This is a genomic window from Gordonia cholesterolivorans (genome assembly GCF_039531975.1).
In the GTDB taxonomy this organism is placed as follows: Bacteria; Actinomycetota; Actinomycetes; order Mycobacteriales; family Mycobacteriaceae; genus Gordonia; species Gordonia sihwensis.
The window spans coordinates 59,127-69,888 of sequence record NZ_BAAARB010000022.1 but is presented as its reverse complement, the minus strand read 5'-3'; the positions used below and the strand labels follow the sequence as shown (position 1 = coordinate 69,888).

Annotated in this window: 11 protein-coding genes and 1 tRNA gene; 8 read left to right on the top strand and 4 right to left on the bottom strand. The window is 67.7% G+C overall.

Annotated elements, in window-relative coordinates; all coding sequences use genetic code 11:
* Positions 1-417: 417 nt before the first annotated feature.
* Positions 418-505, bottom strand: a tRNA-Ser gene (locus ABFX36_RS16515).
* Positions 506-619: 114 nt separating this feature from the next.
* On the opposite strand from ABFX36_RS16515, the gene ABFX36_RS16510 reads away from it, so the two are divergent.
* Positions 620-1,588 (top strand): NAD(P)H-quinone oxidoreductase, encoded by a 969-nt coding sequence (locus ABFX36_RS16510; protein ID WP_346077420.1) that lies wholly within the window; start codon positions 620-622, stop codon positions 1,586-1,588.
* Positions 1,589-1,615: 27 nt separating this feature from the next.
* On the opposite strand, the gene ABFX36_RS16505 is transcribed toward ABFX36_RS16510, so the two are convergent.
* The gene (locus ABFX36_RS16505) at positions 1,616-2,113 is read right to left on the bottom strand and encodes a MarR family winged helix-turn-helix transcriptional regulator (RefSeq protein WP_231875775.1); all 498 of its coding nucleotides are present in this window, start codon (positions 2,111-2,113) and stop codon (positions 1,616-1,618) included.
* Between the two features lie 135 nt (positions 2,114-2,248).
* On the bottom strand, positions 2,249-3,445 hold the full coding sequence (locus tag ABFX36_RS16500) for an aminotransferase class V-fold PLP-dependent enzyme (protein ID WP_006897092.1): 1,197 nt from the start codon (positions 3,443-3,445) through the stop codon (positions 2,249-2,251).
* Positions 3,446-3,477: 32 nt separating this feature from the next.
* On the opposite strand from ABFX36_RS16500, the gene ABFX36_RS16495 reads away from it, so the two are divergent.
* From ABFX36_RS16495 to ABFX36_RS16470, 6 genes are all read left to right on the top strand, one after another.
* On the top strand, positions 3,478-4,050 hold the full coding sequence (locus tag ABFX36_RS16495) for a bacterial proteasome activator family protein (protein ID WP_411815724.1): 573 nt from the start codon (positions 3,478-3,480) through the stop codon (positions 4,048-4,050).
* 22 nt (positions 4,051-4,072) lie between these two features.
* Positions 4,073-4,936, top strand: coding sequence for a galactan export ABC transporter permease subunit Wzm/RfbD (gene wzm, locus ABFX36_RS16490; protein WP_006897094.1), 864 nt, complete (start codon positions 4,073-4,075; stop codon positions 4,934-4,936).
* Positions 4,937-4,944: 8 nt separating this feature from the next.
* Positions 4,945-5,781, top strand: a complete 837-nt coding sequence (gene wzt / locus ABFX36_RS16485) for a galactan export ABC transporter ATP-binding subunit Wzt/RfbE (protein ID WP_006897095.1) — start codon at positions 4,945-4,947, stop codon at positions 5,779-5,781.
* A 17-nt stretch (positions 5,782-5,798) separates the two neighbouring features.
* Positions 5,799-6,698, top strand: a complete 900-nt coding sequence (gene glfT1 / locus ABFX36_RS16480; protein WP_346077423.1) for a galactofuranosyltransferase GlfT1 — start codon at positions 5,799-5,801, stop codon at positions 6,696-6,698.
* Between the two features lie 87 nt (positions 6,699-6,785).
* Positions 6,786-7,664: a TIGR03619 family F420-dependent LLM class oxidoreductase gene (locus tag ABFX36_RS16475; RefSeq protein WP_346077417.1), complete on the top strand. Its 879-nt coding sequence runs from the start codon at positions 6,786-6,788 to the stop codon at positions 7,662-7,664.
* Between the two features lie 88 nt (positions 7,665-7,752).
* Positions 7,753-8,775, top strand: a complete 1,023-nt coding sequence (locus tag ABFX36_RS16470) for a fused (3R)-hydroxyacyl-ACP dehydratase subunits HadA/HadB (RefSeq protein ID WP_346077415.1) — start codon at positions 7,753-7,755, stop codon at positions 8,773-8,775.
* 72 nt (positions 8,776-8,847) lie between these two features.
* On the opposite strand, the gene ABFX36_RS16465 is transcribed toward ABFX36_RS16470, so the two are convergent.
* Positions 8,848-9,348: a GtrA family protein gene (locus ABFX36_RS16465; RefSeq protein WP_006897099.1), complete on the bottom strand. Its 501-nt coding sequence runs from the start codon at positions 9,346-9,348 to the stop codon at positions 8,848-8,850.
* 136 nt (positions 9,349-9,484) lie between these two features.
* Here ABFX36_RS16465 and ABFX36_RS16460 point away from each other — a divergent pair, with 136 nt between their 5' ends.
* The gene (locus ABFX36_RS16460) at positions 9,485-10,705 is read left to right on the top strand and encodes a lipase family protein (RefSeq protein WP_346077413.1); all 1,221 of its coding nucleotides are present in this window, start codon (positions 9,485-9,487) and stop codon (positions 10,703-10,705) included.
* The last annotated feature ends 57 nt before the right edge of the window (positions 10,706-10,762 follow it).

The following is a 10,762-nucleotide window of genomic DNA, read 5'->3' as shown; positions in this document are numbered from 1 at the left end:
TGATGTGGAACCCGGACGTATCCGACGATCGGCGGCCTTGTCGTACCCGACAGGCACAATCAGCTCACAACCATCAATCCGAAACCGCACAGGCCAGGACGTCACCCCGATGAAATTTCGAGGTTAGGTGTCAGCTCTACTTGCGCATTCAAGTAATTGCGGTTTCTACCCGAGCCTTCTGCATTCCGAAATTCCACGTGAACGCCGGTTCGAAGCGCCAGTTGACCACCGCCGAAGTGGCCCAGCCACGCGGCGATCTGCGCGGGCGGCACGCCGGCGTCGACGATGACTCACCTCGTACTAGACCGAACCGGAACGTATCACTGCGAACTGGACCTGCTACCAGCAATCACGCACTACCCCCGGAAAAGCAATGAGTCGCGACATCGTGTGTAAACGATGTCGCGACTCATCACATGGCGGAAGCGGAGGGATTTGAACCCCCGGTGGTTTTACCCACGCTCGCTTTCAAGGCGAGTGCATTCGGCCGCTCTGCCACGCTTCCCTGGCGATCCACGTTATCGCATGCTCGGTGGCCGGGAGCCCGCCGGTGGTCCCGGGTCGCACCGGACGAATGGGCTCTCGACGCGACCGGGCTCGTGCTGGAACACTGAACCGTATGCGAGCCATCCCCGGTACCGCGTCCGCGACCCTCACCGACGTCCCCGACCCCGAACCACAGCCCGGCGAGGTCGTCATCGACGTGGCCGCGGCGGGAGTCAATCGAGCCGACCTCCTCCAGCGCGCAGGGCACTATCCCCCGCCGCCGGGAGCCTCCGACATCTTCGGGCTCGAAGTGTCGGGCGTGGTCAGCGCGCTCGGCACCGGCGTCACCGGGTGGCGGGTCGGCGACGAGGTCTGCGCGCTGCTGGCCGGCGGCGGTTACGCCGAGCGCGTCGCCGTGCCAGCGGTCCAGGTGATGCCGATTCCGCGCGGCGTCGACCTGATCTCGGCGGCATCGCTGCCGGAGGTCGCGTGCACGGTGATGTCGAATGTGGTGATGACCGGCCGGCTGGCGCCGGGCGAGCTCTTCCTCGTCCACGGCGGCACCAGCGGCATCGGCACACACGCCATCCAACTGGCGAGCGCGCTCGGCGCGCGCGTGGCGACCACCGCGCGCAACGAGAAGAAGCTCGCACGCGCGGCCGAGTTGGGCGCCGACATCCTGATCGACTACACCGTCGACGACTTCGTCGAGCGCCTCAAGATCGAGGGCGGCGCCGACGTCATCCTCGACATCATCGGCGCCAAGTACCTGGCCCGGAACGTCTCGGCGCTGGCCACCAACGGCCGCCTGGTCATCATCGGCATGCAGGGCGGCGCCAAGGCCGAACTGAACATCGGGCAACTGATGGCCAAGCGCGCGTCGGTCAGCGGCACCACCCTGCGTCCCCGCCCCGCCAGCGGCGGACCGGATTCGAAGGCCGCGGTGGTCACCGAGACCGTGGCACGCACCTGGCCGCTCATCGAGTCGGGCGACATCCGGCCGGTGATCGACTCCACCTTCCCGCTCGCGGAGGTCGATGCGGCGCACGCGCGCCTCGAATCCGGCGACGCCGTCGGCAAAGTGCTTCTGACCATCGCCTGACGGCCGCGGCGGCATCGCCCTTCGGCGTCAGTCCTCGGTCTCGGCGATGCGCGCGCCGAGGTTGCCGAAGAGCGTGCAGAGCTGCTCGAACTCCTCGGGAGTCAGTTGGTCGACGACGAGTCGGCGCACCGCCCGGTCACGCGTGTCGAGGATCGGCTTGAGCGCTTCCATACCCTCGTCGGTGATCTGCACCCACTTCTGACGGGCATCGTCCTCCACCGACTCCGCGCGCACCACGTAGCCGCGCTCCAGAAAGCGGCTGACCTGGCGCGACACCGTGCTGAGACCGATCTGGGTGGCATCGGCGAGATCGCTGATGCGCAGTTGCGGCGCGGACGCGAGAACCTCGAGCAGTCGCCAGTCCGCCGACGTCAGCGGCGCCGCACGGTCGATCTCGCGGAAGAACGCGCGGTACATCATCCAGCCGCCGCTCACGAACTGCTGCCACAGCTTCTGCTGCTCCGGCGTCAACGCAGGCCCATCAGCGCCGCGCTCAGCGAAATCGCCACCTTCCGGTTCCGCCAAGGTCGTGTCCTCCACCCTCATGAGATTCTCGATCGACCGCCACGACGAGTCACGGTCGGCCGATCACGACCCTACCGGCGGGTACGCGGTGGCCAAACTCGACGTCCGCCGAACGGATCAACACCGTATGCGCGATCAGCCGAACGAGCCGAGCACCCTCACCAGCTGGTCTACCTCGTACGGAGTGGAGTACGGAGAGAGCCCCACCGTGACGGCGCCGCCGATCTCGTCGACGCCGATCGCCCCCAGCGCGCGGCTGGGAACCTCTGCCAGTGCGGCGATCCCGTTGTCGCTGAGCCGAACACAGACTTCGGTGGCCGGAACACCCTCGACGACGAAGCTGACCACGGGGACCCGGTGCACATCGGGCCCGATGACCCGCACGTTCGACAGATGGGACAGGGAGTTCACCAGGTAGTACAGCAGACGGTGCACGTACTCGAAGGTCGCGTCCATCGACGCGGTGATGCGTTCGCGGCGAGTGCCCGCAGCTGCTTGATCGAGGCCGGCGAGATACTCGATCGACGCGATCAACCCGGCGAGCAGGGCGCCCGGCAGCGGCTCGGGTTCGAGGCGTGCCGCGCCGGCGGCCTTCGGATTCATCGACACGCGGACCAGTGAGCCCAACTGCTCCGGATCGGCGAAGACGAGGGCGGCGACCCGCGGGCCGCCCCACCGCTCGGCGCTGACCAGCACCGCATCGGCGCCGAGCTCGTCCATCGACAGCGGCACATAGGGCGCCGCGGTGGTCGCGTCCACCAGAAGCCGGGCCCGCGCGGCGCGGGCGTGCCCGGCGATAGGACCGATATCGGTGATCGCGCCGTTCACCGACGAGGCGAGAGTGACTGCCACCAGTGAGGTGCGGTCGTCGATGATGTCGGCGAACTGCCAGGTCGGAAGGGTCCCGTCCTCCACGTCGATCTCCGCCCACCGGACCTGAGTCCCGTGGCGTGCCGCTCCGGTCAGCGCCGGCGTCAGAACGGCCTCGTCGTCAGACCGCGAGAGCACGATGTTCCGGTTCAGCCACGCGGACAGGGGCAACGCGTCGGCCAGCGCCGACATCAGCGCAGCTCGAGACGACCCCAGCACCACACCGGCGGGATCGGCGCCGAGCAGATCCGCGACCGCCCGCCGGGCGTTCTCGATCGTCTCCGCCGCTGCGCGAGCCTGGGGGCTACGACTGCCCGCGACCACCGGAAGCGACCGGAATCCGGTCGAGACGGCGGACGCCACCGAATCCGGGATCTGCATCCCGGTCTGCGGATCGAGGTAGATCCAGCCGTCCCCCAACGCGGGAAAGAGCCCCCTGACCGAGGCGATGTCGAACGGCATGCGCACAACGATACTGGCACCGAAAAGGCACAATGGACGCCATGCACCCCGCAATGTTCGGCTCCCCGACACCGGGCGGCCCAGACGACCAGCCCGATTCGGGCTTTCCCCAGCAGCAGTCCATCATCCTCCCCGGCGGACTGCCGTCGAACGAGGAGAGCCGCGCTTCCGCGGACGACGACCAGCCCGGCACCGTCGCGTCGATGGTGGAACAGCCCGCGAAGGTGATGCGGATCGGGACGATGATCAAGCAGTTGCTCGAAGAGGTGCGCGCGGCTCCTCTCGACGACGCCAGCCGCAACCGGCTCGCGGAGATCCACCGCACGTCGATCGCCGAGCTCGCCGACGGGCTGGCGCCGGAACTCCGTGACGAGCTCGACCGGCTGGCCCTGCCCTTCTCGGACGATGTGACCCCGTCTGACGCCGAGCTGCGGATCGCGCAGGCTCAGCTCGTCGGCTGGCTGGAGGGCCTGTTCCACGGCATCCAGACCGCGCTGTTCGCTCAGCAGATGGCCGCCCGCAGCCAACTCGAACAGATGCGCCAGGGCGCGCTGCCTCCGGGAGCTGTGCCACACGACGGGCACAGCACAGGTCAGTACCTCTGAGGCACTTGTATGCTGTGGCCTTGTGTCAGCCGTAGTCAATGACGGCGGAATCCCGCCCGCGCCCCAGGCCTCCGACTCGAAGACGTTCGGTCGTGGCTTCAAGGACCTCGTCGACGGGTTCCGCAACTCCGAGCTGTGGTTGCACCTCGGCTGGACCGACATCAAGCAGCGCTACAAGCGCTCGGTGCTCGGTCCGCTGTGGATCACGGTCGCCACCGGCGTCACCGCCGTCGCGATGGGAATCCTCTACGGCGAGCTGTTCCACCAGGACATCAAGGTCTTCCTGCCGTACGTGACCCTCGGCTTCATCTTCTGGGGCTTCATCGAGACCTCGATCCTCGACGGCTCGGTGGTCTTCTCCACCAATGAAGGACTGATCAAACAGCTCCCCGCGCCCACCAGCGTGCACGTGTACCGGGTGGTGTGGCGCAGCCTCATCATCTTCGCCCACAACATCGTGATCTATCTGATCCTGCTCGCGGTGTTCCCGCAGCCCCTGGGCTGGACGGTCCTGCTCGTCTTCCCGGCGCTGCTGCTGTACGCGCTGAACGCCGTCTGGACGACGATCGTCTTCGGCATCATGTCGACCCGGTTCCGCGACATCGGCCAGCTGCTGACCACCGCCGTCCGGCTCGTCTTCTTCATGACGCCGATCATCTGGTCGGCGCAGTCGCTCAGCAGCACCGGCGCCGACGAGTCGAGCCGGCTGAAGCTGGTGGAGCTGAACCCGATGTACCACTACCTGGAGATCGCGCGCGGCCCGCTGCTCGGCCAGCACGTCGCGCTGTACCACTGGCTGATCGTGATCGGTTGCACAGCCGTCGGCTGGACGGCAGCGATGTTCGTGATGCGCAACTACCGCGCCCGCGTGGCGTACTGGGTCTAGGAGGACCTGTGACAGCCAACACCGACATCCGCGTCGACACCTGGGACGCCTGCGTCGACTTCCCCATCTTCGACGCCAAGACGCGCTCCCTCAAGAAGGCGGTGATCGGCGCCGCCGGCGGCGTGATCGGCGCCAACAATTCCAAGACCGTCGTGGTCGAGGCCCTGCGCGACATCAACCTGCACCTGCAGCACGGCGATCGCGTCGGCCTCGTCGGCCACAACGGCGCGGGAAAGTCGACACTGCTGCGTCTGCTCTCGGGTATCTACGAGCCGACCCGCGGATCGTGCCGCGTCACCGGCCGCGTGGCGCCCGTCTTCGACCTCGGCGTCGGCATGGACCCGGAGATCTCCGGGTACGAGAACATCATCATCCGCGGCATGTTCCTGGGGATGAGCCGCAAGGAGATGCTGAAGAAGACCGACGAGATCGCGGAGTTCTCCGAGCTCGGCGACTACCTCGAGATGCCCCTGCGCACCTACTCCACGGGCATGCGCGTGCGCCTGGCGCTGGGCGTGGTCACCAGCATCGATCCGGAGATCCTCATCCTCGACGAGGGGATCGGCGCGGTGGACGCGGAGTTCATGAAGAAGGCCCGCGTCCGGCTGCAGGCCCTGGTGGAGCGTTCGGGAATCCTGGTCTTCGCCAGCCATTCCAACGAGTTCCTCGCTCAGCTCTGCGACCGCGCGCTGTGGATCGACCACGGTCAGATCCGGATGGACGGCGGCATCGAAGAGGTCGTCGGCGCCTACGAGGGCCCCGACGCCGCGCAGCACGTGCGCAAAGTGCTCGACGAACTCGCCGACGAGCGCGACGGCGCCTCCGGCACCCCGGGTTCGGCGTGAGTGCGCCGACCGCCGAGATGGTCGTCGGCGTCGTCGTCACCCATAAGCGCCGCGAACTGCTCGCCGAATCCCTGAAGGTGCTGGCGGCGCAGGACCGGCCGCTCGACCACCTGATCGTCGTCGACAACGCCGCCGAGCCCGAGGTCGGCGAGCTCGTGGCGAGCCAGCCCGTGCCGACCACCTACCTGCCCTCGCGGCACAACCTCGGCGGTGCCGGCGGCTTCGCCCTCGGCATGCTGCACGCGCTGGCGCTGGGCGCCGACTGGGTCTGGTGCGCCGACGACGACGGCCGGCCGGAGGGCCCGGAGGTGCTCTCGACACTGCTGGACTGCGCTCGCCGCCACCGCCTCGGCCAGGTCTCCCCCGTGGTGGTGAACATCGACGCGCCCGACGACCTCGCCTTCCCGCTGCGCCGCGGTCTGGTGTGGCGGCGCAAGCGGTCGGAACTCTTCACCGATACCGAGACACCCGGTCACGACGATCTGCTGCCGGGCATCGCGTCACTGATGAACGGTGCGCTGTTCTCCGCGGACACCCTCGACGCGATCGGCGTCCCCGACCTCCGGCTGTTCTTCCGCGGCGACGAGGTGGAGATTCATCGACGCCTGGCACGTTCGGGGATCGGCTTCGGCACCTGTCTGACCACCGCCTATCTGCACCCCGACGGCAGCGACGAGTTCCGGCCGATCCTCGGAGGCCGGATGCACACGCAGTACCCCGACAACGAGGTGAAGCGGTTCTTCACCTACCGCAATCGCGGTTATCTGATGAGCCAGCCCGGCATGCGGAAGCTGCTTCCGCAGGAGTATGCGCGATTCGCGTGGTACTTCCTCGTGCAGCAGCGCGATCCGGCGGGGTTCCGCGAGTGGATGCGGCTGCGCCGCCTCGGTCGCGCGGAGCGGTTCGGCCGCCCCTGAGCCACGTGCGGAGGCGGATGGGCGGACCCGGTCGCCGGAGATCCGGAAACCTCGTCCCGCACTAGAACGTGTTCTAGTCTGGGGTCCATGCGATTCACCTTTGCCGAAGCGATGACCGACTACACCTACTATCCGGCGCTGGCGCAGGCGGCCGAGCGATCCGGGTTCGCGGGCATGACGATCCCCGACTCCCTCGCCTACCCCAAGGAATCGGACTCGGTGTACCCCTACACCCCGGACGGCAGGCGGGAGTTCCTCGAAGACAAGGACTTCATCGAGACCTTCATCCAGGCCGCCGCCCTCGGCGCCGTCACCAGCACCCTGCGCTTCCTGCCCTTCGTGCTCAAACTGCCCGTCCGACCGCCGGCACTCGTCGCCAAGCAGGCCGCGTCGGTGGCCTGCCTGACCGGCAACCGGCTCGCCCTGGGCGTCGGAACCAGCCCCTGGCGCGAGGACTACGACCTGATGGGCGTCGACTACGCCCGCCGCGGCAAGCGCATGGACGAATGCATGGACATCATCCGCGGCCTGACGACTCCCGGGTACTTCGAGTTCCACGGTGAGTTCTACGACATTCCCGAGATCAAGATGAGTCCGACACCCTCCGAGCCGATTCCGCTCCTGGTCGGCGGGCACGCCGACGCCGCACTGAAGCGAGCCGTGATCCGCGGCGACGGCTGGATGCACGGCGGCGGCGCCCCCGAGGAACTCGACGCTCTGATCGACAAGCTCGGCGCGATCCGCAAGGCCGAGGGCAAGGAGAACGATCCGTTCGAGATCAACGTGATCTCCCTGGATGCGTACACCGTCGACGGGTGCCGCCGCCTCGAGGACAAGGGCGTCACGGACGTGATCGTCGGGTTCCGGCTGCCCTACATCATGGGCCGCGACACCGAGCCGCTGGAGACCAAGATCGCGAATCTGGAGCGCTTCGGCGAGTCGGTGATCGCGAAAGTCAACGGGTGATCGCAGTCGTGCGACGGCCCCACCGGGCGCCGGCCGGCCACGAACCCGGCATTTTTCTGCTCCCTCGCACGTCAGGTACCTTATTCGAATGACCAGCCGTGAACTGACTCGCGCTGAGGCCATCGATCAGGCGATCGGAAAGGTCTTCACGACAGCCGACTACTACGAGGTGGGTCGCGAGAAGATCCGCGAATTCGCCCGCGCCCTGCACGACGACAACCCGCTTCACTGGGACGACGCCAAGGCCCGCGAAGGCGGGCACGCCGCGCTCGTCGCACCCCTGACGATCGTCGCCATCATGGGTGCCAAGGCGCAGGCCCAGCTCCTGGAGAAGGCCGTCCCCGGCGATCTGCTGAAGTCGGGCGTCCTGCAGATCGACCAGCGGTTCGCGTTCCACCGGCCGATCGAGGCCGGCGACCGGCTGTACTGCGACGTCTCCCTCGAGTCGTACCGCACCGTGGCGGGAGCCGACCTGTTCACTGTCAAGACCCTGGTCCGAGACATCGACAAGGGCGTGCTGCAGGAGTCGTGGACGTCGCTGGCCGGTCCCGGCGAGGACGCCGACCGTCTTCCCGACGACTTCGAGGAGATCGTCGACGGCATCATGTTCACCGGTGGCGACCGGCACGTGCAGCCGCTCAGCCCGGCCGAACCGGCGGCGATCCCGCCCGAGTCGGATGTGCGTTGGACGACGATTCCGTTCGACTCGCTGACCGAGGGCATGGACCTGCCGGTCCGCGCGCAGCGCTTCACCCGCGGCGACGTCATCAACTACATCGGCGTATCCGGCGATCCGAACCCGATCCATCACAGCGCGAAGGTGGCGCAGGCCGCCGGGCTCGACACCGTGGTCGCGCAGGCGATGCTGACCCTCGGAACCGCCGCCGGCTACCTCACCTCGCAGGTGGGCGACCCCGCGGCCTTCCGCGACATGAGCGCACGGTTCACCAGCCCGGTCTACGTCCCGGCTCACGAGCCGGCGGTCGTCGAATACACCGCGAAGGTCAAGTCGCTCGACCCCGAGAACCGTCGCGCCCTGATCGTCTTCGGCGCCAGCGTCAACGGGAAGCGCGTCTTCGGCCGCTGCACCGCGACCGTCCAGTTCGCCTGATCGTCTCAACGCTTATGCCGTATTCCGTTACCCGATTCGGGTAACGGAATACGGCATAACGCTTCTCGGACGTCAGCGGATCTTGAAGATCACCGCACGCTGGACGACGAAGTTGATGACGGTCGCGACACCTTGCGCGATGCAGAAAGCCAGGACGATGAGGAGGAAGCCCGTCCCCCAGGCGTGCATCAGCCAGTTGTAGAGACCGATGTTGACGAAGAAGGTCACCGCGTAGAGCAGGACGACGGCGATGAACCGCGCGGTGCTGGGCTCGGCTCGGAAGGTCCACCGGCGGTTGATCAGATAGGCGATCGTGGTGCCGAGAATGAAGCCCGCCGCTTTGGCCAGCCAGAACGGCGCACCGAATACCTCCTGGAGCAGGAAGGTGAGGCTGAAGTCGAAGACCGCCGAGAGCGCTCCGGTCGCGATGAACCGGATGATCTGGGTCTTGATGTCGACATCGGTCGACGCCTCTTCGTCGTCGAGCGGCAGCTCGATCGGCATCGGTGCGTGACGGGTGTGGAAGTCCTCGTGCTCCGGATGATGTCCGGGCTTCGCAGGATCCTCGTTCACGGGCGACGTATCTGACACCGTGCCAGCCTAGCCCGTGGCCGACCGAGGTCGATATGAGCGAAAGCTGAGAACGCGGTCCCGCAATCGAGCCGTCCGGCTACCGGATTGTGAGGCGGTTGGCTTAGGGTCGTCCACTATGAGCAGTCCCTCCCTCCTCCGTTTCAAGCGATCGGTGGTCGCCCTCACCGTGGCGGCGACTGCGGCCGCCGGCCTCTTCGCCACCGCTCCGGCCGCTCGCGCCGACGACGCCGCCACCGCCGCACCGGTCTGGTCGGGTCTCGACGCCCGGGGCTACAACGGCCCGATCGGCGCACCCGGCACACTGATCCAGAAGACGCCGCTCGCCGGGTCGGTCGACCTGACCGGCGCGTCGAGCGCCTATCGCATCCTCTACGCGACCACCGACCTCCACGGTGCCCCCGCGGTCAGCACCGGCGCCGTCTTCCTCCCGAAGCGTCCGGCACCGAAGGGCGGCTACAAGGTGATCGCCTGGGCGCACGGGACCACCGGGCTCGGCGACGACTGCACCCCGTCGGCCCAGCCGCGAAGCGATCGCGACCAGGAGTACCTGAACCACTGGCTGAACCAGGGCTACGCGATCGTCGCGACCGACTACGCGGGCCTCGGCACTCCGGGCCTGATGAACTACCTGAGCAGCAAGGTGCAGGCCCACTCGATCGTCGACTCGGTGAAGGCCACATCGCACTCCGGCCTGCCGCTGTCGAAGACGTGGGCGATCGTCGGACAGTCGCAGGGCGCGAGCGCGGCGCTCAACGGCGCCCGCCGTGCGACCGAGTACTCACGCGGATCGGGCCTGGACTACCGCGGCGTGGTCGCCACCGGCACCCCCGCCAACATCGAACACATCGTCTGGCAGGCCGGTCCCGGCTTCCCTCCGGTCGCGTTGCCCACCGGTCTGAACGTCTACGCCGCCTACATCTGGGCCGGTTTCTCCGACGCCCGGCCCGACCTCAAGCCGCTGTCGATCCTCACTCCCGAGGGGCGTCGAGTGGTGAACGAGGCACGCACCCGCTGCTACCCGGAGATGCGTTCGGTGGTCGAGGGAGCGAAGATCCGCGACTGGTTCCGCAAGCCCGTCACCTCCATCCCCGGCGTGCAGGGCGCGCTGGTGGACTACATGAGCACCCCGTATCGCGGCTACGACCGTCCGATCTTCCTCGGCCAGGGGCTCAAGGACATGGACGTCCCGGCTCCGTCGGCGCTGTCGCTGTACGGGCAGATGGTCTCGGCCGGGCAGCCCGTGGAACTGCACGTCTACCCGACCCAGGATCACTCGGGCACCGTCCTGGCCTCGATGAAGGACTCGACGCCGTTCGTCGCGCGGATTCTGCGCTGACGCCCGGCGCACAGTAGACACTCCATTCGACGACAGAACCCCCGTCCCGGACGGGGG

Coding starts and splice junctions, on each gene's coding strand:
- ABFX36_RS16510 (WP_346077420.1), top strand. CDS start 620: ATGCGAGCCATCCCCGGTACCGCGTCCGCGACCCTCACCGACGTCCCC.
- ABFX36_RS16500 (WP_006897092.1), bottom strand. CDS start 3,445: ATGCCGTTCGACATCGCCTCGGTCAGGGGGCTCTTTCCCGCGTTGGGG.
- ABFX36_RS16495 (WP_411815724.1), top strand. CDS start 3,478: ATGGACGCCATGCACCCCGCAATGTTCGGCTCCCCGACACCGGGCGGC.
- glfT1 (WP_346077423.1), top strand. CDS start 5,799: ATGGTCGTCGGCGTCGTCGTCACCCATAAGCGCCGCGAACTGCTCGCC.
- ABFX36_RS16475 (WP_346077417.1), top strand. CDS start 6,786: ATGCGATTCACCTTTGCCGAAGCGATGACCGACTACACCTACTATCCG.
- ABFX36_RS16470 (WP_346077415.1), top strand. CDS start 7,753: ATGACCAGCCGTGAACTGACTCGCGCTGAGGCCATCGATCAGGCGATC.
- ABFX36_RS16460 (WP_346077413.1), top strand. CDS start 9,485: ATGAGCAGTCCCTCCCTCCTCCGTTTCAAGCGATCGGTGGTCGCCCTC.